The sequence below is a fragment of the Microcoleus sp. A003_D6 genome, from assembly GCF_036702825.1.
Lineage (GTDB): Bacteria > Cyanobacteriota > Cyanobacteriia > Cyanobacteriales > Microcoleaceae > Microcoleus.
Genome location: NZ_JAUBWA010000003.1, coordinates 59924 through 84013, shown reverse-complemented (window position 1 = coordinate 84013; position 24090 = coordinate 59924). Strand labels below are relative to the sequence as shown.

The following is a 24090-nucleotide window of genomic DNA, read 5'->3' as shown; positions in this document are numbered from 1 at the left end:
AACAGCAGCAGGCGCTCCATAGGAAGGGCTATATGGTTGAAAATCTACTATTTTTACATAGCATTTTAGGTGACTTTTTAATAAACATAAAGATAGTAAACTATTGAGTATTATTTGTCAAATGCATGATATAAATAATATGTATGCATCAAATAAATTTATCCCAACTCGACCTTAATCTTCTCGTGGTGTTATATGCCTTGCTGCAAGAACGTAACGTCACGAATGCTGGAGAAAAAATAGGTTTGAGTCAATCAGCTACCAGTCACGCACTTAAACGATTGCGCCAAGTGTTCAACGATCCGCTACTTGTGCGGTCAAACAAAGGTATGCTTCTTACGCCATGCGGTATCGAGCTACTGGAACCGCTAGAGAAAATTTTGTTAGATATCGAGCAGTTAATTCAACCAACTGTTTTTGAACCTAAAACAGCACAAGGTACAATCCACCTAGCTGTATCAGATTACGCAACGGTTTTGATTCTTCCTATGGTTTTGAAGGAAATTTCTCAGCAGGCTCCTCAACTGAATATTGAATGCCATCATTGGCGTAGTGAGACATTAGATTTACTCAGAGATGGAGCGATCGATCTGGGCTTTGGAGCTCCTAATCTACCGGAAACTGAGGAGTTTAAATCCCAAAAGTTATTTGTAGAAGATTATGCGTGCGTCCTTCGCGCCGATCATCCGATCGCTCAAACGGGTCTTACAGTTGAATCTTATGTTGCTTTGCCACACGGGTTCATCACGCCTGCAAACCCAATCCTGAGTCCAACTAAAACCCATGTGGATAACGTGTTGTCAAATTTAGGCGTAAAGCGTCGAGTGATGTTGAAGTTACCACATTTTCTCTCGGTTCCTACGATCGTCCAACAGACCGATCTGATTTTTACCTCACCTCGTCGAATTGCAATGCTGTTTGCTCAACATACAAACATTGCTGTGATCGAGCCACCGATTGAATTGGGTCAGTACAATTATCTAATGATTTGGCATCAGTATCGCGATCGCGATCCGCTACACATTTGGCTGCGATCGCTCATAACCCAAGTTGCAGGGTGCATTTAAAAATCGGGAACTGTTTCTAGGTTCTTCAGCTCGATCGCAACACAAAGCGATTGTTTTGCGGTTGCACGGGTCTGGCATCAATGGATATTAATTTGGCAAATCGCTCGATCTGATTTCGCGAGATTTCAATAGGCTGCTGCATCACCATCCAGTTCACTCCTTGGGAGCCGGGTAGCGTCGTCAACAACTAGATCGAAACGGACAGGACACCGCGAGTGCCTTAATCCCTACAATTAATCGCGGTAGGGACTAAGGCACTCGCGGTGTCCGAACTATCATTCCGATGCAACCGGAAACGATATGAGATTGCTTCACTTCGTTAGCAATGACAATTGATTAGCCGAACTTGATATAAGTTGGGTTGCACTAAGGCTCACCCCAAATCTCTGGCTCGGTCATCTTTTCTCGATCGTTGAACCAAACAATCCGTCAGGATCGATCGCATTCATCTGATTTTAGGGCTTTCCGAAACCTAGCCTACCCCCTGATGCACAGAGGTTTCTGAAACGAAATCGGGAATGTTGCCATTACTATTATCTGGTTCTCCTACACCCATACTTTTGGGGATAGCAGCAAGTTGGATACCCTCTTTGTAGAACCGTTCCCGAATCATGCGGATCGCGTCTGAATGGACTGTCCAAAAATCCTCTTTTTTCACCCACCCATCGGCCTTCACACTGATGTAATAGTCCTCAATGCTCCACACTTGGGTGCTGGGGGCTGGAACTGCTAAAACTTTGGGATGCGATTTGAGAATTTCTACGAGCAATTGCTCCACTTTACCCAGGTTTTCATCAAAGCCAATCCGCAAGCAGTGTGTAAATTTGCGAGTTTCACTGTGACTCAGGTTTTCGATAGTCTCGCCCCAAACCGTGTTGTTGGGAACGTTAAACATCTGACCGTCAAGACCTTTAATTTTCGTGTTAGCTAAGGTGATAGACTCTACCCACCCCCAAAGTTCGCCGAGTTTGATTTCGTCACCGACATCGAAGGGCTTGTAAGCCATAATCATCAAGCCGCTAGCTATGTTACCCAGGTTGCTTTGCAGGGCGAAGGCCAAAATGAAACTCAAACCCCCAACCAGGGCTAAAACTGGACCGAGGCTGACTTCCAGGGCTGTCAGAGCAACTAGAAACCCGACCACAACTCCGCCCCGCTTGACGAGCATCACAATAAATTTACGCATGATTCTCGATGTGCCGCCGAATAGCGCCAGCAGTCGGTTGAGGATGGCGCCGAGGATTTGAGAGACTATGACGGAAACAATCACAATCCCGACGAACTTCCCTGCATTTCCCGCCCAGCGCAGCCCACCTTCTTCAGCTTTGCCCCAAGCCAGAAGCCGCACGCCCAAACCTTGGGTATCTTTGGTATCCACGTCGATACTCATAACTGCTTTAGTGTACTGGCGGTAGGGCTTGGGATCGCCACCTTTTTTCTCCAGTTCTTCTAAGATGGCGTTAAACCGATCGTCGATCGCCGTTAGCTGCGACTGAAGTTCGGTAACAGTCACTACGAGTTGGTTCTTTGCCTTGGACTCCGCATCGGTACTCTTTTGCAAATTTTCGGTCGTTGTTTTGAGTTCCTGTTGTTTTTGTTGGAGGTTCTGTTGGTTGTTGGCGACTCCGGGCTCCCCTGCAACTTTTTCCTCCCCGTTGTTTTTAATTTCGGTGTTTTTCAGGGCGACTGTGGCCGAGTCTCGCTCCTGGGACGATTGCTCTGTTGCACCAGTCCCAAGCTCTTTGAGCAGTTGTTTGATGGCTTCGTGCGCTGTTTCGACCTGCTTGGTAGCTTGCTCGGATTCGGGTGAATCTGGCTTAGCACCAGTTTGAGCTTTTTGGGCATCCTCGAATGCTTTGAGCGCTGCTTCTAGTTTTTCGATCGTTTTGGTCGCGTCTTGATAAGCTAGAGAGCCAGCAACAGTCCGATCGCGATCGGCCTTTATTTTATCGAGAGTTTGTTTGGCTGTTTCTATGTCGCCGGTTTTTTGAGCTTTTTCCAGCGTCTTATTAGATGTCTCGTCTTGTTTTAATTCGGCTTTGGTTATTTTCGATTTCTCGACTGCTGACTGGGCTGTTTTGAGGCTTTCTTTGGCTTCTTCTACCTTTTTCGTTCCTTCTAGATATTGGGGCGAACCAGGGGCAGCACCTTTTTGAGCTTGCTCGGCCGCTTCGAGGGCTTTTTTGGCTTGTTCTAGGGCATCAGTGCCTTCTTGTTGTTGGCTGATGGCTTGATTCTGGCGCTTGATGGTAACTTCAGCTTCGCTGATTTCGCGGGCTTTTTTTTGGAGTACCAGCATCCACGCTGCTGTCTCGTCTCGGAGTTCTTCGAGAGTGAGCGGCTTCAGGAGGATTTTCAGTTCATCGACGGGAATATTAATATCTTTGGTAGTTGTTGCTGCTTTGGGGTCTCCTGGTTTCTCTGGTTCAACTTGTTCCACCTTTGGAGTGTTGGCCTCGGGAGCTTGCTCTTGCTCTTGCGATCGCACCGGAGTCGTCCATACGACGCCAACACAAACGACTGCTGTCAGGATAATTGCTCGAATTTTATAACGTGACATTTGCTACATTCTCCCGATTTTGATATCTAACAAGTTCATTAAAGAACTAGGTTTTTCAATTGAAAGTTTGACGGACTGTGGAGCGACTGAATCTGTAAATTGCTTCTCTATTTAATTGGAAGCTGATAGAATTCATCAAAATTCTGTCAGCTCTATTAGTATCAACTCTGCGCGATCGCCACTTATGCTCCAACTGAGGATGCAGCAGCAGAGACGACGTTCAGGTTGGCAACTAACCCATAGGTTGATATGTAGTCTTCTAATTCTGCTAAATCAACACTGCCATTTTTATCGCTGTCAAGAATGTTGAAAAGATAATCAGTGACGTAGCTTCTGACTTGTTCAGAGCTGCGTTCGCCTGTTGTCATATCTTCTATTAGCCCTAACAACTCCATAATCTCAGTTGGATCGAGCGACTGACTTTCATCCGTATCCAATTGCAGGAAAAGCTTTTTGATATCTTCTGTTGCCACTCTCGAAGAACGCAGTGTTTCTCTCAGTATGTCATTGCCAAATGAATTCATGAACAATATCTGTTCGATGAGCGGGATGCAGAAGAACCCCAGCGCTGCCCAAAAAACTGCATACCTTACGGCTAATGGATTTGCAGTTGCACTAACTCCGATGAAAAGAGCCGCCCAAAGGAAAAAGTTTGGATTCACAAGCAGGATATAAGCATCCCGAGCTTCTGCCTTGCTTAGCTTGCCCTTTGTAAATACTGAGGTTAAGGTAGCTGCTGCGCGCATCGAGACAAAGACCAAAGTTGCAATTGCCAGTTGTTGCAGACAAGCGAGCGATCGCCCTGTATCCGTTGAGGAAAATATATCGCTGAGGAATGTTGCAGGAGTAAACTGAAACCCGGTTGCCAAAGCCATGATTGCAACAGCCAGTACGCCGATAAATTTCCAGTTTTTACTGTGGTGGTTTGATTCAACCGGGGATTTGTCGCGCCAAAATTGGGCGATCGCACCCGGTATTGCCAGACCTAGAATTAGAATGACAGCGAAAAATATCAGGCTGTCAACATTAATGGGTAAATTGGCAAACTTCAATGTAGCCAGCAGCGCCAGTGGAGCAACGATCGACAGCGTTCTTGACAAGAGGGCCGACGGATAAAGATTGCCGCCCCAAAGCACCGATAAAACTGGGGAAGTAAGGGCTGGCGGCACCATCCAAAACAGCACCCACAAAACTTTGTACAGATCGGCTTCGCTCTGATACAATAGTCCAGAAAATATTAAAAATAGCCCAACAGCCCATCGCACTGCCATCCACCCGTAAACTAGATACTTTACAGTTGAAGTTACTTTGCGTTTACTCGCTGCAAAGTCAATATCTAGGTAGGTATAAAACGTTGAGGCGGCAAGACACGCAACAATTATCGATCGAAATAGCGGTGATGGAATCCCTCCTGCTGTGGCGCTGATGGCCCCTACCAAACTTCCCAGCAAGAAGGCGGCCGCATAGATCAAAATCGCCCACATAATTGAAAGATCGTTGATCTCTTTCCGCAGCGAAGCGGCACCGCCGGATTCCTTGTCGCGAAACTTGACGAGATCCGCACCGCTGAGAGCTTTACCGTTGGGGAGTTTTAGGTGTTTGTAAGCAGTGGGCGGTAAACCGCTTAAATAAAGGGCTAAAGGCTCTAATACATATTGGTGGCACACTACTAGAACTGTTTCTCCTCGTTCCAAGTGCGGTACTATTTTGTCTTCGTAGAAACGGGCAGCGCGAGAATAAACTTGGGCAATCTTTTCGCCCGCCGGGGGTGCTTCGTTGTGTGAATGCAGCATTTCCTCGAAGCCTTCGTAACCAAGAGCAAGACGCAGCAGATTTAGGTTGCGGCCTGCAAAAATGCCAAAGGATTTTTCGCTAATTCGGTGGTCGATTTGAACGGGGGTATCGGGCGACTTCAATGCCTGACTTTCAGCAAGGGCGATTTCGCAGGTTTGGCGCGCGCGTCTCATGTGGGAAACATATACTGCGTCAAACTTTGTACCTTTTTTCTTGAGGTCAACACCTGCACGGCGTGCCTGCAACCGACCAAATGATGTGAGGTCAACATCCAGAACTCCTGCAAAAATGTTGCGTTCGTTACTGGTACTTTCACCGTGCCGAATAAAGTAGACACGTCCTAGCTCTTCTGCATTGAATTCTTTTTGTGAAGCGACAGAAGTTGCTGTAGTTCCATCGTGGGATTTACCTGCAACTTCGATCGAGCGATCTTCGGTACTTTCTACCTGATTCTCTAAGTTTCTAGTATTCATGGTTCACCTGACTAAGCCTTAAACAGGATTTAGATTTTTTTCTAAAGTTGAATAATGAAGTTTCAGACTTTAAAGTCAGATTAGTAACGACCAAAGCACTCTGCTACGAAAGCAAGTTCTTTGACCGTCTTGAGTATAGTCTGAGCCAAACCGTTCGGAGTGTAGCAACACTCACTAATTGATGCAGGAGCGATCGCACAACAGACAACATGAAGACTACCCAAATCTCCAACGGATCGGGGGGAATATTTTTAGATAAAGAAAGCCCAGCTCGCTCTCCCTCTCCTACACCAACAGATTCTTGAGATGGACAACAGCTTGAGGGTGAGTGTAGGGGATCGATCGCACAACTGACAATAACTTTTGTAAAAAAACAGCCGTACACTTCGACAACCATCACTTTCTCCACCTGCATGACAGCCCAAAAGATTATGCTAGAATCCATCAATAATAAGTAGTCGTAGGTTGGGCACAGACCGAGAAGAGCAATCTTCTTGCAGTCTAGGGGAGGTTGTAGGTCAGCCACCATTTGGGTCTTCCCAGTTGAAAGCCACCTGCAACAGCAGCCTAGAATCTGCAACCGCTTTTCCAGTGCGACCTAGCGGTTGGGGAGTGCCGCGCTAGAATAAGCAGTACGAGTAGGGACACGGCATTGCCGTCTCCCTACTCGAACAAAAACGCTCCTTAAGTGCGAGCGTGACCTCGAAACGGGCACACAGCAGCAGGTGATGGGAATAAATCATGTTTGAACGCTTCACAGAAAAAGCAATAAAAGTAATCATGTTGGCCCAGGAAGAAGCTCGCCGCCTGGGTCACAACTTCGTAGGGACAGAACAGATCCTCTTGGGTCTGATCGGTGAAGGAACCGGGGTGGCAGCGAAAGTCCTCAAATCAATGGGGGTCAACCTCAAAGACGCTCGGATTGAAGTTGAAAAAATCATCGGGCGCGGTTCCGGCTTCGTAGCAGTCGAAATTCCGTTCACCCCCCGCGCCAAGCGGGTTCTAGAACTATCCCTCGAAGAAGCTCGCCAACTCGGACACAACTATATCGGCACCGAGCACCTGCTGCTGGGCCTGATCCGCGAAGGTGAAGGAGTAGCGGCTAGAGTCTTAGAAAATCTGGGAGTAGACTTGTCGAAAGTCCGCACCCAAGTGATTCGGATGCTGGGAGAAACCGCAGAAGTCGCAGCCACTGGCGGCGGGGCCCGCACCAAAACCCCAACCCTCGACGAATTTGGAGCCAACCTCACTCAAATGGCCGTCGATGGCAAGCTAGACCCAGTAGTCGGACGCCAAAAAGAAATCGAACGGGTAATTCAAATCCTCGGCCGGCGCACTAAAAACAATCCGGTGCTAATCGGCGAACCCGGAGTCGGCAAAACGGCGATCGCCGAAGGTCTGGCCCAGCGCATCGCTAACAACGACATCCCAGACATCCTCGAAGACAAGCGCGTCGTTACCCTCGACATCGGCTTGCTGGTCGCCGGTACGAAATACCGGGGCGAATTTGAAGAACGCCTCAAAAAAATCATGGACGAAATCCGCACGGCGGGTAACGTGATTTTAGTCATTGACGAAGTGCACACTTTGATCGGTGCTGGTGCGGCTGAAGGGGCGATCGACGCAGCGAACATTCTCAAGCCGGCTCTGGCAAGAGGCGAACTCCAGTGTATCGGCGCTACAACTTTAGACGAGTACCGCAAGCACATTGAGCGCGACGCAGCCCTAGAACGGCGCTTCCAGCCCGTCATGGTCGGCGAACCCACGGTTGACGAGACGATCGAAATTCTCTTCGGCCTGCGGGAACGCTACGAACAGCACCACAAGCTGAAAATCTTGGACACGGCCCTGGAAGCCGCAGCCAAACTCTCTCACCGTTACATATCCGATCGCTTCCTCCCAGACAAAGCAATTGACTTGGTAGACGAAGCAGGTTCGAGAGTCCGCTTGATCAACTCCCAACTTCCCCCCGCAGCCAAAGAACTTGACAAAGAACTCCGCCAAGTCCTCAAAGATAAAGATGAAGCGGTGCGTTCTCAAGACTTTGACAAAGCAGGTGAATTGCGCGATCGGGAAATGACGATCAAAGCCGAAATTCGCGCTATTTCCCAAGCCAAAAAAACCGACTCTGCCCGCACCGGCGAAACCGACCCGTCGCCAGTAGTTACTGAAGAAGATATCGCCCAAATCGTGGCAAGCTGGACGGGCGTACCGGTCAACAAACTGACCGAATCCGAATCCGAAAAGCTGCTGCACATGGAAGACACTTTGCACCAGCGGTTGATCGGCCAAGAAGAAGCAGTGAAAGCGGTTTCCCGCGCCATCCGCCGCGCCCGCGTCGGCTTGAAAAATCCCAATCGCCCGATCGCCAGTTTCATCTTCTCCGGGCCCACAGGCGTCGGCAAAACCGAACTCACCAAAGCCTTAGCCGGCTACTTCTTCGGTTCCGAAGATGCGATGATTCGGTTGGATATGTCCGAATACATGGAACGGCACACCGTCTCCAAACTCATCGGTTCTCCTCCCGGATACGTCGGCTACAACGAAGGCGGCCAACTCACAGAAGCAGTGCGCCGCCGCCCTTACACCGTCGTGCTGTTCGACGAAATCGAAAAAGCCCACCCCGATGTCTTCAATATGCTTCTGCAAATATTGGAAGACGGCCGCTTAACCGATGCCAAAGGTCGCACCGTGGACTTCAAAAACACGCTGCTGATTATGACCTCCAACATCGGGTCTAAGGTCATCGCCACAGGCGGCGGCGGCCTCGGCTTCGAGTTCAGCGAAAACCAAACCGATGCCAATTACAACCGCATTCGCTCCTTGGTTAACGAAGAACTCAAAAACTACTTCCGCCCAGAATTCCTCAACCGACTTGACGAAATAATCGTCTTCCGCCAGTTGAACAGGGAAGAAGTCAAGGAAATCGCCGTCATCATGCTCAAAGAAGTGTTCGGCCGCTTGACAGAACAAGGAATCACGATGGAAGTCACTGAACGGTTCAAAGAACGGCTGATAGAAGAAGGCTACAACCCCAGCTACGGAGCCAGACCTCTGCGCCGCGCTATCATGCGGTTGTTGGAAGACAGCTTGGCGGAGGAAATCCTTTCTGGCCGCATCAAAGACGGTGACACCGCTGTTGTGGATGTGGGCGAGGACGGAATTGTCAAGGTGCTGCAAGGTCAAAAGCGGGAATTGCTGCCCCAAGGTGCTGAGTAAGATTGAGTGGCGCGCGATCGCGAGTTATGTTTTGATTCCGGACAAATCTTGCAGTCGCAAACAACTCAAAATCCTCACATAAAAAAAGGTAGAGAATTTTAATTCTCTGCCTTTTTTATGAGTTAAAATCAAGAGAATGCACGCTTACTTTTTGGAGTATCTTCGTCTCGAAAAACATAAAACAGATAAACTCGGTTTCTATAGGAGTGGCATCAAGAGTGGTCGCCCGCGATCGGGTTTATGAATACCCAAACAAAGTTTTACGTTTAATTAGAGCGAGCTATTTCAATGGCAATTAGATAATTAGCAGCAACTACATAGCGAGGAGTTTCATGACATCTGAAGAAAAGAATTTGGGTACAGAAGTAGCAGGAAATCTACCTGAACCGTGGTGGCAAAAAGCGTGGAAATCGCAGCGAGAAAATCTTCAGATTGTGATTATTGCTTTGGGTTTAGCAATAGTGATTCGAGCGTTGGTCGCCGAACCGCGCTTCATACCCTCAGATTCTATGGTACCGACTTTGCACGTGGGCGATCGCGTCGTAGTCGAAAAAATCTCCTACTACCTCGAACCTCCAAAAACTGGCGACATCGTAGTATTTGCCCCGCCCGAAAAGTTGCAAGAACAAGGCTTTACCCAAGACCAAGCATTCATCAAGCGGGTAATTGGCTTACCGGGTCAAACCGTCGCTGTTAAAAAAGGTCTAGTCTACCTCAACGACCAACCAATCGTCGAAAAATATATTGCTGAACCTCCTAAATACCAGTGGGGGCCCTATCGCGTCCCGGAAAATCAATACTTCGTGATGGGAGACAACCGCAACAACAGCAACGACTCCAGCAGGTGGGGATTTTTACCTAAGCAGAACATCATCGGTCGCGCTGTAGTACGGTTTTGGCCTCTAGAACGTATCGGGGAAGTTTGAAGAAGTCATCAGTCATCAGTCATCAGTCATCAGTCATTAGTTATTGGTTATTGGTTGGTTCTTAGTTTTAATAACCAATAACCAATGCTTTGCGGGCCCGATGCCCGATGCCCGATGCCCGATGCCCGATGCCCGATGCCCGATGCCCGATGCCCGATGCCCGATGCCTCTCCTGTACGGAAATTTCTACTGATTCTTGTACCTTGAGGGGTAGGGACTTCCTCCGGCAACTGATAAAATAGTACAAAAAGCAGCGGGAGTTCTCGCCTCGATCGAAATTAGTTAAATATTAAAAAATTAGGAAAGCTATGGGATTTTTTGATTCAGAAATTGTTCAGCAAGAAGCCAAGCTGTTGTTTGAAGACTATCAATCTCTCATCAAACTAGGCGGCAATTACGGCAAATTCGATCGCGAAGGCAAGAAAATGTTCATCGCTCAGATGGAAGCAATGATGGATCGCTACCGTATTTTCATGAAGCGCTTCGAGCTGTCTGAGGACTTCATGGCTCAGATGACTGTAGAGCAGTTAAAAACACAGCTCAATCAATTTGGAATCACCCCCCAGCAGATGTTTGAGCAAATGAACTCAACGCTGGAGCGGATGAAATCTGAGCTTGAAAAACAATCATGAGGTCAGAGAAAGAAGGAAGGCACAACACGGATTTTGACACGGATACACGGATTAATTATCCAGTGTGAGCCAGAAGCCAGAAGTCAGAGGAGAAATAATGGGTAATTGTCAACTGTCAAACACCAACTGCCAACTGCCAACTGTCAAACACCAACTGCCAACTGTCAACTGACAACTGACAACTGACTGATAATTAAGGCCGCTCAAAATTTGAAGGAGGTTTGAAACTTTCTGCTGGAACGCCCTGCAAAGCTTGGCTCATAAAATCGCGCCAAACAGGGGCGACAATTGTACCGCCAGTAGCACCGTAGCTCATGGGTGTGTAATCGTCGTTACCCATCCAAACAGCCACCGACAACTGCGGCACGTAACCCACAAACCAGATATCCCGTTCTGAGGAAGTTGTACCAGTTTTCCCAGCAGCCGGCCGCCCGAGTTGTGCAGCCCTTGCCGTTCCGCTGTTAATTACGCCTTGGAGGGCGCTGTTGACAGATGCAGCAGCCCAGGCGTTAAGAACTAATTTGGGTTTGGGCGTATTGTCGAGCAAGACGTTGCCGCTGCTGTCAGTGACTTGCACGATAAATGTGGTGTCAGAATGCCAGCCGTTGTTGGCGAAGGTAGCAAAAGCTCCTGCCATTTCTAAAGGAGTCAGGTCAACTGCACCCAAGGGCAAAGAAACCACGGGTTCCATCGGACTTCTGATGCCGAGCACCCGGCAAATCTCAATCACTTTATTCAATCCGACTTCTTGACCGAGCTTGATCGCGGGAATGTTCAGCGATACTTCCAATGCTCTGCGGATGCTGACGGCACCGGAGAATCCGCCGCCGTAGTTTTGAGGGTAGTAGTAGCCGTCGCCGTCGCGGTAGCCGACAGGAGAGTCGTAGACAACGGAATCGGGGCTGTATTTGCCGCTAGCAAAGGCAGCGTAGTAGATGAAAGGCTTAAAAGAAGATCCGGGCTGGCGGCGTGCTTGAATGGCCCGGTTGAACTGACTCTTTTTGTAATCGACGCCGCCCACCATTGCTTTGACGAAGTGGGTGCGGGGATCGACGGCTGCTAGGGCAATTTGACCTTGGTCGCGATCGTAAAACAGCCCTTGGTAGTAAAGCCGATCGTGCCACGCTTTGACGGTTTCTTCGGCTATGCGCTGCATTTTGAGGTCGATCGTCGTTTGAACGCGCATTCCTCCCTTGAGCACGGCATCTCGCCCGAAACGCCGTGTCAGCTCCTGGACTACAGCTTGTGTTACGTAAGGAACTTGAGAGGTGCCAAAAGAGGTAATTTGGCCGAGCTTAATTTTTTGCCCTCGGGCGGCAGTCTCTTGGGCCGGCGTAATCCATTTAAGATCCTTCATCCGGTTTAAAACGATTTCCTGCCGCTCTTTTGCCAACTTGTAATTGACGAAAGGACTGTATTCTTCGGGGGCGGAAATTAAGCCGGCCAGCATCGCTGCTTCTGAAAGAGTCAAACTATCTGCTGACTTGTTGAAATAGCTTCTTGAGGCTGTCTCTACGCCGTACAAGTTGTGACCCAAGTAAATCTGATTCAGGTAAAGTTGCAGAATTTGGTCTTTGTTGAGAATTTGCTCCAAGCGGATAGACATTACCGCTTCAGCTATCTTGCGGCTGAATTTTGACTGGGGAGATAGAAACAGGTTCTTGACTAGCTGCATAGTCATAGTCGAGCCGCCTTCAACGGTTCTACCTTTCTCTAGGTTGACTATGAGAGCTCGGGCTATCCCGCCGGGGTTGATGCCTTTGTGGGTGAAGAAGTTGCTATCTTCGATCGCCAGAACGGCCCGTTTCAGGTTCGGGGAGATTTTGTCAAGGGTTACGACATCCCGGTTGGCTTCGTCGTGGATGCTGGCCAGGGGCTTGCCGTTGATGTCGTAAATGTGGGTAGTTTCTGTGGGAGAGTAGGTTTGCAAGATGCGAACATCTGGCAAATTGCGGAAGCTGATCGCTAAGCCAACCAATCCGCCAGCGACTACGGAACTGGCAAGCATTGTCATGCTGAGTATGGTTCCGGCGGTCACTTTACTGACTGACTGAACAAACTCGAATACGGGGGCTGAGTTTTCCGTGTTTTTGCGGACTGCGTTGGTTGACACGTGGATTTCACTTCCTCAATCGATGTGGGGCTTAAGACTTTTAATTTTAGATGCGAACCCTAGAGACTGTCAGCTAATGAAAGCCGGTCAGCTTTGGGATTATAGTAGCTTGATAGTTATGTTTTTATGCGTCAACCAGTGAGTGTAACTAATTCTGCTGCACTTTGGCAAAATATGATGGACGATCGCTCCCCGATGATAACTCCTAACCTTTCAGCGCTTTACCGCGGCGTCAGCGAGATTTTTCCCGATCGACCTGATTCTAGCAACCCTGACGAAAATTTAGCCCAACTGCTGGCAAAAGTCGATCGACCGTTGCGCGTCAAACTGGGAATTGACCCGACAGGGAGTGACATTCACTTGGGACACAGCATTTGCGTCCGCAAGCTGCGAGCTTTTCAGGATGCCGGTCACACAGCCGTACTGCTCATCGGAGATTTTACCGCAAGAATTGGCGATCCGACAGGAAAGTCCGAGATGCGAAGCCAGTTGACAGCCGAACAAGTGGCGGAAAATGCCAAAACTTATTTAGACCAAGTGCGTCCGATTCTAGATTTTGACACCCCCGGGCGTTTGGAAATTCGCTATAACTCCGAGTGGTTGTCAAAATTGGACTTGGCGAAGATTTTGGAACTGCTAGGCACGATGACGGTGCAGCAGATGCTCGCTAAAGAGGGATTTGATAACAGGATGCAGCAGGAAAATGCGATTTTCCTGCACGAGTTTCTGTATCCAGTAATGCAGGGTTACGATTCGGTGGCTTTGGAAGCGGATGTGGAGTTGGGCGGAACTGACCAAAAATTTAATATTGCGGTGGGGAGAGATTTGCAGCGGCATTTCGGGATGAAACCGCAGTTTGGTTTGCTAATGCCGATTTTGATCGGGACTGACGGCGTGCAGAAGATGTCGAAGTCTTTGAATAATTATGTAGGTTTGTCGGAAGACCCGCTGACTATGTATTCTAAGTTGGAGAAAATTGCCGATCGCTCGATCGCCCAATATTTTGAACTATTGACAGATTTGTCGCTTGATGAATTGCCCGAAAATCCGCGAGAAAAACAGAAACTTTTGGCTGTGGATGTGGTGCGCCAGTATCGGGGGAAGGAAGCGGCCGATCGCGCACAACAAGATGCAATTGCGCTGGTTAAAGGTGCTGCGGGAAAAGCTGATGCTGTAGCGGAGTTTTCTTTGGCAAGTGTGCAGTTTCCGGCTAAGTTGTTTTATATTCTGAGTGCTAGCGGGCTTTGTAAAAGCAGCGGTGATGCGCGGAAGTTGATGCAGGGCGGCGGGGTGAAGTTGGAGGGCGATAAAGTTTCTGATGTTAACCTCACCTTTGAATCACCTGCTGAATTGGAAGGTAAGGTTTTGCAAGTCGGGAAAAATAAGTTTGTGCGATTGGTGTCTTGAATCTCTTTTTTAACCGCAGATGAATACTGAAGATGAACGCTGATGAACGCTGATAATCGAATTATTGTTGCTTTGGATGTTTCGAGTCAAGAAGAGGCGATCGCACTTCTCGACAGACTCCCCGATGTATCTTTCTGGAAAGTCGGTTTAGAGCTATTTGTGAGTTCCGGGCCGGGGATTTTGGAAATTTTAAAACAGCGGCAAAAGCGGATTTTTCTCGATTTGAAGTTTCACGATATCCCCAATACTGTGGCTGGTGCTTGTCGGGCTGCTGCTAAGTACAATGTGGATTTATTGACTATCCATTCTACTTGTGGTAAAGATGCTTTGAAAGCGGCACAGTTGGCTTTAACTGAAGGGGCGGCGGCTGTGGATAAACCGAGTCCTAAGTTGATTGCAATTACTCTATTGACGAGTTTGAATTCGCGACAGTTGGCTTTTGAGTTGAAAATACCTTTGGAGTTGCCGGAATTTGCTTTGCACATGGCATTGTTGGCTAAGGAAACGGGTTTAGCTGGGGCTGTTTGTTCTCCGCAAGAGGTGGAACAGTTAAGAATGAGTTGCGGGGATGATTTTCTGTTAGTTTGTCCCGGTGTGTGTCCGAAATGGGCCGATGGGGGCGATCAAAGGCGATCGATGACTCCGAAGGCGGCTTTGAAAGCTGGTGCGGATTATCTGGTGATTGGGCGGCCAATTACTGCTGCGCCCGATCCGGTGGCGGCTTTTACCCGTATTTGTGAAGAGTTGGGATAACAATATGAATGTGTTTTTTAACCGCAGATGAACGCCGATGAACCCAGATAAAATCCCATCAGCGTTCATCTGTGTTTATCTGCTAACATCTGCGGTTCCAAGTCCGACTTTGGCAGTTAATTTTGCTACAAATCATACTAACAGTATCAATGCAAGTCGGTATGGTTTGTTAGCGCGATCGCCCTGTCCCGCTGATTTAGAAACTTTAGTCGATCGCCTGTTGCAAGATTTGCCGAGTTATGCTAATCGCGTAATTGTGCGATCGCACTTTTCTTCTAACAAAAACACACCGCCCGGTTACGTGCTGCCTCAAATAATTTTAGCAGGTCGCCCGGAGTTTGAACCGTTACCTTTAAATTTTGAAGATGCGCTTCCTGAAAAGGCCACTCAAGTTTTTATTACTACTTTGGAACGGCAGTATCGCGGGGGACAGCGAGTCGAGATTCAGCAATATCACTGGCTGTTTTTAACTAAAACGGAGAACGGTTGGGAATTAGTAAAAATTGTTTCTAGGTTTGGTACTGCGGTGGATGTTCGTCCTTTATTAGGTCAAGATAGTGAAAGCGCAATTGCTGAGGCGATTCGTTTGTGGTTGCGAGATTGTCGTGCAAAAGGAGAAGATAGAACGAAGGATTAAAAAAATCCTTAAAATTAAAAATATCCCCTTGAAACACATCTTTTTCATCTAGTTCATCTTTGCAAATCATCTTTTCAATTTCACTTAAAAACCTCATAAAAACTGCTGGTGCGAAGGGATTATCATCGAGATGGTTTACAAAAAAAACTCGATTTTTATTTCTTCCCTTTGCTGTACTAAAAGCACTTCTTATATTAGACGATAACCGCTTGGCTTTTCTAAGAATTAAAATTTCATCAATAGCTGTAAGTGATGAGCTTATTGGTGACATATCAAGCCATTCACATAGTAAAAAATACTTAGCTCCTGGCACACTCAATTTTACATCAAGGGCGGTTGCAGCGCCCTCTTGAAACATGGTTTTATCAAGATTTGTTTTACACTCAGCCGCAACATAAGCAATATTTGCCTCGCGGGAAATACTATCATTAAAATCTCGATTGTGAGAAGCTTTCAAAAAGATTTTTCTACTTATTGCAAAATCTTGATCTTTGGATCGAATACTCATCCCGCCCCCGGTGGACTTGTTTTCAAACTTGACTCAAATCGTAGTGATGAAAAACATTGTGTGGGGCCAAAGGATAGTTCTTTGTCTTTTAATGAATCTGCAAAGACGGTTGTAACTAAGATAGGTATAAATTCCTCTATAATTGAATTGTCGAGTTTTAATTGCCCCTTTTGACGGTATAAAAAATCAGTATTACTGTCAAAAATTAGTTCAACATCAATGTATCGCTTATAAGATGTTAGATGAGATACCATTTCTGGCACGACTTTCAAATCACCACTTATGTTTTTAAGGGTTTCTAACCATTGGTTATAGTGTTCGATTGCGTGTTCAACACGCAGTTTCTCTGTAGTAGGTAGTTTATCGTTATTGAGCAATGCTGCTAGTTTTTCCCCATGTGGTTTAGGTAAATTAAACATAAAGTTCTGCTTTTTGGTGAATTGTTTCAATGGGTTTTCGAGAATTATGCCTATCAAAATAAGGTGAAGGTTGTACTTTTTCAGCCTTATCAATAGCATCTTTAATTTCAGGTTTCACTTCTTCATCCGCTATGGAATAAGCTGATTCTAATGCTTCTTTTGCCAGAGTTCGTGCTTGATGTAATGCAAAATAATAGGGTTGATTTTCTAGCTTTACAAAGTGCAGTATATCTTCTTTAATCGTTTTGCCATAGCGATTCACAAAACTTCTTTCTTGACGGATATCTAAACTAATACCCAATACTTGACTAGCGACTTCTGCCACTAACTCTCCGTTAAAAAAAGGAGTGCCTCTAATATTTGATTCTCGACCGACAACAAATATTATCCTACTTTCATGGCTACATATTCTTAACAATTCTTGCAAAGTAGAGGCAATGTCTAAGCAATATTGAATTACAGTTAAAAATCTATTACTTCTATGTTTGCGATTTGAACCAAATTCAGATTTTGCTACCTCTAAAAGTTTCCAGTTTAGTGCTTCAGTAGAAGCGCGATACTGCTGATGATAGTTGAATACATTGATATAAGGGGGAGAGGTGATCACAAGGTTGACGCTGGAGTTTTCTAGGGGAATATTTCTGGCATCGGCGTTGTAGGCATTTATCGGTTTTTCGCTATAGGGCAGTTTCAGCACAAAAGCAGCGATATTTTCCGCAATAGTGAAAATTCTTGAGTAGGTAACTTCTTTCTTGTCTAAATCTAGCAATATAACTAATGCTTCATGTAGAATTTTAATGCACTCTTGTTCTGCATCACCTGCTAATTTTACCACTTTTTCTATTATATAATCTTGGGTTACATCTTTTTTGATTGTTTGGAAAAGTGGCATTGTTTCAAATATTTCTGTGTGCAGCCGATTTAAAAAACAATTGATATAGTTTTCTCGATGTCTTGGCAAAAGATTGATGAATTTATAAATGTTAGCTAGGATTAAAGCTGCTGGGTTAATTTCTGTTCCGTAGGCTTCTATTCCAAATCTTCCTGCTTCATATAAAACTGTTCCACTACCTAAAAATGGGTCAAAAATCACGCTTTTTTGATTAGCATATTTATTAATCAAAGTTTCGACAAACTGGGGGGAAAATTGCCCTTTCCAAGGGAGGGGATTGGTTCGTTGTTTATTTTCAATGTCTAAGAGTTCTTGAGAAATTTCTTTTCTATTGATGGGGGTTGCGGTGAAAATATTAGATAAAACCATGATTCTAATTCTTATTTGGTGCGAATTTGTGATGAGGGGCGGGTTTATGAGATTGTTGGTTTGAGCCCGAGATTGTTGGTGAACCCGCCCCTACAAGTATTGCGGTTTACCGGAGATGATATAAGGCGTGATTTTTGATTATGTTACCGTTTTAAATTCATCCAATTTTGCTTTTATCGCCTGCATATCTTGCCACATAAACCATTTCGGAGTTTCCGGTTCGCGCGAGGGGTTTCGCAACAAATATGATGGGTGAAAAATCGGCATACACCAACGATTTTCCCATTCAATCCATTGACCTCTGATTTTACTAATGGGTCGCTTGTCGCTTAGCAAACCTTTGAGGGCTGTTGCACCGGTTAATAAAATAATTTTGGGGTCTAAGATGCGAATTTGTTCTAGCAAGTAAGGTTTGCAAGCTTCGATTTCTTTTGCTGTCGGAGGGCGGTTGTTGGGAGGGCGACATTTGATGACGTTGGCAATGAATACGTCGGTTTCTGCACTCAATCCTACGGATTCTAAAATCTTATCTAACAGTTGGCCCGATCGCCCGACAAAGGGTAATCCGGTTTCATCTTCGTTTTGTCCGGGCGCTTCTCCCACAATCAAGATTGAGGCTTGAGGATTGCCGCGCCCGATGACGGCGTGGGTTCGGCTGTTGCCCAATTCGCAGCGGTGACAGCGGTTGCAGTGCTCGCCGATTTGTTCCATATTTTGATAAGTGCCCGGAGGAATGGGAATTTTGGCATTTGCTGGGATTGAGTCGTTTTGGAAGGCGGCACTTTGATTGTTGTCAAAAAGGCTCAGTTGCAAGTCACTGGACATATATTTTACAATTAGAGAGATTTTGTTGAGTCTAGAGTTTATAGTTTAGATCGGGTTTGGTGATTTGAGATTGGCTAGAAGCTTGTATGCGAGGCTGTCGATGGCACAATCTCCAATTATTTCGTTGAGCTCGTACAGGCAAAAATATGTTCTCTAACCCGTTTTTTGACGATCGCGCCGATGCTGGCGAAAAACTGGCAGAGGCAGTTCTGGACGAGCTCGGCAAGTTGAATTTAACGGCACAGGAGGCTGTTAAACCGATTGTTTATGCCTTGCCGCGCGGGGGTTTGCCCGTTGCTGTGCCGATTGCGCGCCGCTTGGGCTGTCCTTTGGATGTTGTTGTCGCCAAGAAAATTACTCGCCCAGATAATTTAGAATTGGCGATCGGGGCTGCAACTGCTGACGGCCACGTTCTCTGGCAAAAGCAAAAGCAGCACAATTTGCGCTTGCAAAAATCAGCCCTACCCGTGGCCCAAAATAATGCTCAATCTCTGCTGGCGGATTTGTCTCCTGGACGCCCCAATGTCAGCGCGGCGGGGGCTTTGGCGATTGTGGTGGACGATGGCATTGCTACGGGGATGACGATGGCTGTGGCGGCTAAGGCCTTGGAGTCGCAGCAACCGGCGGCTTTGTGGATTTGCGCGCCTGTCGCCCCGGCAGATTTGATGGGATTTTTAACCCAAATGGGCGATAAGGCGATCGTTCTGGAGACTCCTCACCCTTTTTACAGTGTCAGTCGCTTTTACGGGCAATTTCCGCAGGTTGAGACGGCGGAGGCTTTAAGGTGTTTGCAGCAACAAACTGAATGGCGATCGTAGGTTAAGCTAGAAGGCTAAATCCAAAAGCTCGATCGCTAAAACATGAGACCTTGGCAATATTGGTTGGACACTTTGATTCTGTCTACTCAGCACAATCCGCCTCGCTTTGTTGAGTTGGTAATGTTGACTTTGGCGATGATTTTGCTCGGGCTGTGGAGTGTAACATTGCAGTGGCAGTATTTAACGCTCTCTTTGAGTTATATAATTGGTTCGTCTTTTTCAATTTTGGTGCGGGAATCCCTCGGCCCGCAGCCTCAATTTCAGCTAACTCACCTGACAGCTTTGTTGTTATTAATTATCAGTTTTTATAGTTTTGCTGAACTGATTAGATAGTTAAGGCAGTTTTGATTTGTAGAGGCTGGTTTTACAATCTCATTGCGAAAGTCGTGAAGCAATTGCAGAACTTATATAGCAATCCTCAGCAGGTTGTGAACTAGATGTTTTTTTGAAGGAACCGCGAAGACGCGAAGGAAGAGAAGAGAAGATTGAGAGTTCACAAATCATTAGCCATCATCCTAGATTCTCATGGGTTGATGTAAAATTATGCGGTTCCCGGCAGGATCGAAGGCATAGATTTCTAGACCGTGAGAAGCTTTGATAATTTCTCCGCTGGGCGGATAACCTAAAGCCCAAATTCGGGCGATCGCAGTTTCGATATCGCTGACTTCCAAACACAAACTCATGCCTGTTTTTGCTCGATTGGCAAATTCCGATTTGTGGGAATCTTTGGGTTTGAATATGCCGAGTCTTAAGCCGGGTAGTTTAAATTCAGCATAAGTATTGGGAATGTAAGGGTTTGGTTCTATGTCGAGAAATTTTGTGTAAAATTTAACAAGAACTTCTTTATCAAGGTCTGCTAAAGTCACTAAGGCGGCGCTGTATTGGAAACTCATATAAATTGGTAATTATTTAGTTGACAGTTGACAGTTGACAGTTGACAGTTGACCGCTTTATAGCAACCTCTACCTGGAAGGAAGAGGATTGCAGTAATAAATAGTCTTCTTTTAATTTATCCCGATCGGGCTTTGGGCTTTAAACCCATTATTTCTGGTAAGGGGGAATTGTTAATATTATAACTTTTTATTTATTTAAAATCCTCCAATGCGTCCGACTATTTGGATTTTACCTTGTCCAGATCCTTTGAGAATTACAGCTTCGCCGCTTTGCGGTACAATATCAGTAATCGCGGTAATATTTACTTGATGAGTTACCAGAATTATCGCGCCTTTAGTGTTGCGGTTGTCAACAATTAATTTGCGGAGGGTGGCTGTTTGTCTGGCTTCTTTGCTGCTGTCGCTAAAGAACGAGTTCAGTGCTGGGAACGGTTCGACTTGGCCTAAATTTATCAGTTTTGCTGTTTCCAAACACCGACACCACTGACTCGATAAAACTCTGGCAACTTTGATGTTGCGGTTGCGAAATTCGGCTGCAATTTGCTTGGCTTGGGTTCTTCCTTGTGCTGATAAATTGCGCTGGGTGGAACAGTTACCCAACTTAAAGTTAGCAGGATCGCCGGTGCCTGGGGCGATCGCGTGTCGCATTGCTACCACCAACCCCGTCTCATCCCGCTGCAACAATTGCCACCCTGCTTGAGTTTGCGCCTTGGTTGCTGCGTCAGAACTTGCAGTTGCAGTAATTAAGCCGATCGACAATACTAAAGCTAGCGACCCGAAAAAGCCTTTCCAGTTGAGGTAAATCCGCCCAGCCATTGTTCCAGAAGTTAGAAATTAACTTATCATATTCTAATACAACAAATATTGCTCTATGGAACTCACCAATTTTATTGCTCTGTCTGTAATTGTTGCCCTCGTGCTGGGGATTGGGTTTGGAACAATGACTTGGGCTTACTTCGGCAAGGGCAGCATTTCTGTACTCTTTAAAGAACCAATTTTAACTTACCCAGAATTTCCAGATACCGACAGCGGCAGTAAGGCTTCCGTTTATTTTCAACAAGGAATTGAGGCTTATCAGTCAGGAAAGTACCGCAAAGCAAAAGATAAATTTACCAGCGCTGTAGAACAAGTTTCAACTTTAGCAGAAGCTTACCACAATCGCGCCTTGGCTTGTGCGAATTTGCGATCGGATGAGGAGGCTGTTGCAGATTTGATCCGTGCCAGCGAATTATACCAACAGCAGGGGGCTGGATTTGCGATCGACACGATTAAACAAAATCTTGCAGCATTGAAGCAGCGCAAATTAGAGCGAGAAAAGCAAAAAGCAGTAGCGACATAAATTATTATGTTGGGTCATTGGAAGTCAACCCAAACCTATAGTTTGGAACGGAAAAACCCGGTTTCTTTGTGTTTGGGAGAGACCGGGTTTGTTTACAGAGTTTTTATTAAAGTTGAAAATCAAGATTTAACCTTCTCCCGCTCAACTAAATTGTTCTGGAATCTTCTATTTGGTCAATTTTAGAAATCATCATTTCTCGGCTAGATGCCACAACTCGATAATTAGTAATTGGATCGTAAGCTTCCCACTCTTGAGTCACTTCGCTGTCTTGCCACAAAAACCATTCCCGATAAATTTCGCCGTCATCAATGTCGCCGCACAAGGGAAGCCAATCATCTCCTCCCAATCTATCAAAGTCTCCTCCTACTAAATCAATCCAAGCTGCAACAATACAAGATTCAATAGCATTATTGTTAACAGTAACGGTGTTAGATTGAATAGAAGTTTCGGGAAAACAAAGTGTGGATTTCATAAGCTGTACCTGAATGTTATGTTATTAATTTATAAAAAAATCCTCTACCGCAGTGACAGCAGAATGCCACAATCCCAACCTCCACAGTTCCCACAAGAAAAAAACATTGACCCCAAAGCGCTCAAGTGCCGCTGCTGTATAACTTGAGAGCGCTTTGAGGTCAACTCGCAGCAGAGGCTTAATTGAGCCAATTTGCCAACTGGCATAGAAGAAAGCCCGATCGACCAAATATTGCTAGCGAAGGATCTCGCGCATTCAGGAGCGAAGACCGCGCGACTGCCAATTGTATACTGGGTAAGTTGGCAACTTTCAGTACAGTTTTTGTGATAAAATTAGCAGTAACCGGACTTTCGTACCGACAGGCTGGTTTTCTCAAAAGCTTTGCAACAGTGCTGCGATCGCCCGTTTTGATTTATTGTTAATTTTGCGAAGTCCCGATCGACTCTTAGAGGAAAAAAATATGCAAGCAACCAACCAAGAAAGAAATATCGATCTGACAATCCACTTTACCAACGGCAAACAGCAATACTTCCAGTTCATTGCACCAGAGGGAACAGTAGGAGAGCAAGCAACTTTAGGCACTCGCCTGCACAAAATGTTGACGGCAGACCCGATAATTCTCGAATTGGCAGATAAACTGGTAGTTATCCCAGTTCACAACATACAAAGTATTGAAATATCGCCGGTTCCTACCAAATTGCCAGAGGGTGTCCTTCACCCAATGCGAGAAATTAAGAAATAGCTAAGCTGTTCTGCATCTAAGTTTAACTAAAAAGGCGGGCAAGATGCCCACCCCACGCACGCTTTTAATAAACATAAATCTCCCAATTAAATGCGCGACAACTTATTACAGGTAACAGATTGAAATCACCCAAAAAGTTGTCGATCGCAGTCACGATATATTATCTCACATGAGAGAGGGGAATAATTGCAGGTTTCGCAGACTTTAACTGACCAGAAAAAATGCTAGAACTCCACTGTCACACGACTTATTCCGACGGCACTCTCACCCCTGCCGAACTCGTAGCCGCCGCCGCGTCTTCGGGGGTTCGCGCTTTGGCTGTCACCGATCACGATACGATGTCGGGTTGGGATGAAGCCTTCGCCGCCGCTGCTTTGCACGGTATCGAAATAGTCCCCGGACTCGAACTCAGCACCGTTCACAACGGCCGTTCGCTGCATATTTTAGGTTTTTATCCCGATGCCAATAAGTTGCAAGTTCCTTTGAACGATCGCCTGGAAGGAAGGTTTCGCCGATCGCAAGAAATGGTCGAAAAGTTAGCAGCAATGGGATACGCGATCGAACTGCCAAAAACATCCCCAGGCATGGCACCGGGAAGGCCTCATATTGCCTCTGCACTTGTAAAAGCCGGTCACGCGAAATCATCGCGGGAAGCATTCGATCGCTGGCTGGGAGATGACGGCCCGGCTTACGTGCATTACGAGAAATTCTCGATCGTCGAAGGCATTGATTTACTAAAAAGTTGTGGCGCAGTACCAGTTTGGGCTCACCCTTATTTATTTCGCGGCGGCGCTGTGGAGGAAGTTTTAAAAGAATTAGTAGATGCTGGTTTAATGGGAGTTGAAGTATACCATCCCACCCACAGTTCCAGCCAAATCCAAAAGTTGAAAGATTTGTGTCTGCATTACGGTTTGCTGGCAACTGGTGGCAGCGATTATCACGGCCCAGATCCGGAAAGGAAAGCAGCAGATAGCACTCAATTGAATATGCTGCATTTGCCGTTAGAATTGCTCGAACCGATTAAAGTTGCTGCGGCGAGTTTGAAATAGTTGTTTAGGACGAATTTTGCACCATTCTCAAGAACGGGCAAGATGCCCGTTCCACAAAAGATAAATTTTGTTCTTGTGGAACAGGCATCTTGCCTGTTCATAAAAGCCGTTCCACAAAAGATAAATTTTGTTCTTGTGGAACAGGCATCTTGCCTGTTCATAAAAGCCGTTCCACAAAAGATA

Annotated in this window: 23 protein-coding genes and 1 pseudogene; 12 read left to right on the top strand and 12 right to left on the bottom strand. The window is 46.3% G+C overall.

What is annotated here, in order from left to right:
* Nucleotides 1-143 precede the first annotated feature (143 nt).
* A complete protein-coding gene (locus QUB70_RS01955; protein WP_332978055.1) occupies nucleotides 144-1067 on the top strand; it encodes a LysR family transcriptional regulator in 924 nt (307 codons plus the stop codon).
* A 25-nt stretch (nucleotides 1068-1092) separates the two neighbouring features.
* Here QUB70_RS01955 and QUB70_RS32585 read toward each other — a convergent pair whose 3' ends face one another.
* The 4 genes from QUB70_RS32585 to QUB70_RS01940 all read right to left on the bottom strand — a co-directional run bounded on the left by QUB70_RS32585 (nucleotide 1093) and on the right by QUB70_RS01940 (nucleotide 6423).
* Nucleotides 1093-1251, bottom strand: a complete 159-nt coding sequence (locus QUB70_RS32585) for a carbonic anhydrase family protein (RefSeq protein ID WP_442927682.1) — start codon at nucleotides 1249-1251, stop codon at nucleotides 1093-1095.
* Nucleotides 1252-1539: 288 nt separating this feature from the next.
* On the bottom strand, nucleotides 1540-3627 hold the full coding sequence (locus tag QUB70_RS01950; protein WP_332978054.1) for a mechanosensitive ion channel family protein: 2088 nt from the start codon (nucleotides 3625-3627) through the stop codon (nucleotides 1540-1542).
* A 182-nt stretch (nucleotides 3628-3809) separates the two neighbouring features.
* Nucleotides 3810-5894 (bottom strand): histidine phosphatase family protein, encoded by a 2085-nt coding sequence (locus QUB70_RS01945; protein WP_332978053.1) that lies wholly within the window; start codon nucleotides 5892-5894, stop codon nucleotides 3810-3812.
* A gap of 103 nt (nucleotides 5895-5997) precedes the next feature.
* Entirely contained in the window at nucleotides 5998-6423 is a 426-nt protein-coding gene (locus QUB70_RS01940; RefSeq protein WP_332978052.1) for a hypothetical protein, read from the bottom strand.
* A 212-nt stretch (nucleotides 6424-6635) separates the two neighbouring features.
* On the opposite strand from QUB70_RS01940, the gene QUB70_RS01935 reads away from it, so the two are divergent.
* The 3 genes from QUB70_RS01935 (at nucleotide 6636) to QUB70_RS01925 (ending at nucleotide 10671) form a co-directional block, all read left to right on the top strand.
* Complete coding sequence (locus tag QUB70_RS01935) at nucleotides 6636-9113, top strand: ATP-dependent Clp protease ATP-binding subunit (RefSeq protein ID WP_332978051.1); 2478 nt, start codon at nucleotides 6636-6638, stop codon at nucleotides 9111-9113.
* A 332-nt stretch (nucleotides 9114-9445) separates the two neighbouring features.
* The gene (lepB, locus tag QUB70_RS01930) at nucleotides 9446-10039 is read left to right on the top strand and encodes a signal peptidase I (protein ID WP_332978050.1); all 594 of its coding nucleotides are present in this window, start codon (nucleotides 9446-9448) and stop codon (nucleotides 10037-10039) included.
* Between the two features lie 308 nt (nucleotides 10040-10347).
* The gene (locus QUB70_RS01925; RefSeq protein WP_332978049.1) at nucleotides 10348-10671 is read left to right on the top strand and encodes a DUF1825 family protein; all 324 of its coding nucleotides are present in this window, start codon (nucleotides 10348-10350) and stop codon (nucleotides 10669-10671) included.
* 193 nt (nucleotides 10672-10864) lie between these two features.
* Here the strand turns inward: QUB70_RS01925 and QUB70_RS01920 are convergent, their stop codons facing one another.
* The gene (locus tag QUB70_RS01920; protein WP_332978048.1) at nucleotides 10865-12784 is read right to left on the bottom strand and encodes a transglycosylase domain-containing protein; all 1920 of its coding nucleotides are present in this window, start codon (nucleotides 12782-12784) and stop codon (nucleotides 10865-10867) included.
* 174 nt (nucleotides 12785-12958) lie between these two features.
* On the opposite strand from QUB70_RS01920, the gene tyrS reads away from it, so the two are divergent.
* From tyrS to QUB70_RS01905, 3 genes are read left to right on the top strand one after another with little or no spacing between them, the layout of a single operon-like run.
* On the top strand, nucleotides 12959-14191 hold the full coding sequence (gene tyrS / locus QUB70_RS01915) for a tyrosine--tRNA ligase (RefSeq protein WP_332978094.1): 1233 nt from the start codon (nucleotides 12959-12961) through the stop codon (nucleotides 14189-14191).
* A 42-nt stretch (nucleotides 14192-14233) separates the two neighbouring features.
* The gene (gene pyrF / locus QUB70_RS01910; protein ID WP_332978047.1) at nucleotides 14234-14944 is read left to right on the top strand and encodes an orotidine-5'-phosphate decarboxylase; all 711 of its coding nucleotides are present in this window, start codon (nucleotides 14234-14236) and stop codon (nucleotides 14942-14944) included.
* A gap of 37 nt (nucleotides 14945-14981) precedes the next feature.
* Complete coding sequence (locus QUB70_RS01905) at nucleotides 14982-15581, top strand: hypothetical protein (protein WP_332978046.1); 600 nt, start codon at nucleotides 14982-14984, stop codon at nucleotides 15579-15581.
* Between the two features lie 82 nt (nucleotides 15582-15663).
* On the opposite strand, the pseudogene QUB70_RS01900 reads toward QUB70_RS01905, so the two are convergent.
* The 3 genes and pseudogenes from QUB70_RS01900 to QUB70_RS01890 form a co-directional block, all read right to left on the bottom strand.
* A pseudogene (locus QUB70_RS01900) lies at nucleotides 15664-16343 on the bottom strand (Bpu10I family restriction endonuclease); the annotation flags it as partial.
* 157 nt (nucleotides 16344-16500) lie between these two features.
* Entirely contained in the window at nucleotides 16501-17769 is a 1269-nt protein-coding gene (locus QUB70_RS01895) for a DNA methyltransferase (RefSeq protein WP_332978045.1), read from the bottom strand.
* Nucleotides 17770-17907: 138 nt separating this feature from the next.
* A complete protein-coding gene (locus tag QUB70_RS01890) occupies nucleotides 17908-18594 on the bottom strand; it encodes a uracil-DNA glycosylase (protein ID WP_332978044.1) in 687 nt (228 codons plus the stop codon).
* 146 nt (nucleotides 18595-18740) lie between these two features.
* Between QUB70_RS01890 and QUB70_RS01885 the strand changes: the two genes are divergently transcribed.
* On the top strand, nucleotides 18741-19412 hold the full coding sequence (locus tag QUB70_RS01885; protein ID WP_332978043.1) for a phosphoribosyltransferase: 672 nt from the start codon (nucleotides 18741-18743) through the stop codon (nucleotides 19410-19412).
* A 42-nt stretch (nucleotides 19413-19454) separates the two neighbouring features.
* The gene (locus QUB70_RS01880; RefSeq protein ID WP_190740776.1) at nucleotides 19455-19745 is read left to right on the top strand and encodes a hypothetical protein; all 291 of its coding nucleotides are present in this window, start codon (nucleotides 19455-19457) and stop codon (nucleotides 19743-19745) included.
* 182 nt (nucleotides 19746-19927) lie between these two features.
* Here QUB70_RS01880 and QUB70_RS01875 read toward each other — a convergent pair whose 3' ends face one another.
* Both QUB70_RS01875 and QUB70_RS01870 read right to left on the bottom strand, forming a co-directional pair.
* The gene (locus QUB70_RS01875; protein WP_332978042.1) at nucleotides 19928-20305 is read right to left on the bottom strand and encodes a VOC family protein; all 378 of its coding nucleotides are present in this window, start codon (nucleotides 20303-20305) and stop codon (nucleotides 19928-19930) included.
* A gap of 195 nt (nucleotides 20306-20500) precedes the next feature.
* Nucleotides 20501-21121: a histidine phosphatase family protein gene (locus tag QUB70_RS01870; RefSeq protein WP_332978041.1), complete on the bottom strand. Its 621-nt coding sequence runs from the start codon at nucleotides 21119-21121 to the stop codon at nucleotides 20501-20503.
* Between the two features lie 55 nt (nucleotides 21122-21176).
* Between QUB70_RS01870 and QUB70_RS01865 the strand changes: the two genes are divergently transcribed.
* Nucleotides 21177-21644 (top strand): hypothetical protein, encoded by a 468-nt coding sequence (locus QUB70_RS01865; RefSeq protein WP_332978040.1) that lies wholly within the window; start codon nucleotides 21177-21179, stop codon nucleotides 21642-21644.
* 145 nt (nucleotides 21645-21789) lie between these two features.
* Here the strand turns inward: QUB70_RS01865 and QUB70_RS01860 are convergent, their stop codons facing one another.
* Together QUB70_RS01860 and QUB70_RS01855 are read right to left on the bottom strand one after the other, a co-directional pair.
* The gene (locus QUB70_RS01860; protein WP_332978039.1) at nucleotides 21790-22116 is read right to left on the bottom strand and encodes a hypothetical protein; all 327 of its coding nucleotides are present in this window, start codon (nucleotides 22114-22116) and stop codon (nucleotides 21790-21792) included.
* A 24-nt stretch (nucleotides 22117-22140) separates the two neighbouring features.
* Entirely contained in the window at nucleotides 22141-22344 is a 204-nt protein-coding gene (locus QUB70_RS01855; protein ID WP_332978038.1) for a hypothetical protein, read from the bottom strand.
* Nucleotides 22345-22576: 232 nt separating this feature from the next.
* Between QUB70_RS01855 and QUB70_RS01850 the strand changes: the two genes are divergently transcribed.
* Together QUB70_RS01850 and QUB70_RS01845 are read left to right on the top strand one after the other, a co-directional pair.
* Nucleotides 22577-22858, top strand: a complete 282-nt coding sequence (locus tag QUB70_RS01850) for a hypothetical protein (protein WP_332978037.1) — start codon at nucleotides 22577-22579, stop codon at nucleotides 22856-22858.
* 221 nt (nucleotides 22859-23079) lie between these two features.
* Nucleotides 23080-23907 carry a PHP domain-containing protein gene (locus QUB70_RS01845; protein WP_332978036.1) on the top strand — a complete coding sequence of 276 codons (828 nt, stop codon included), beginning with the start codon at nucleotides 23080-23082 and terminating at the stop codon, nucleotides 23905-23907.
* Nucleotides 23908-24090 lie beyond the last annotated feature (183 nt).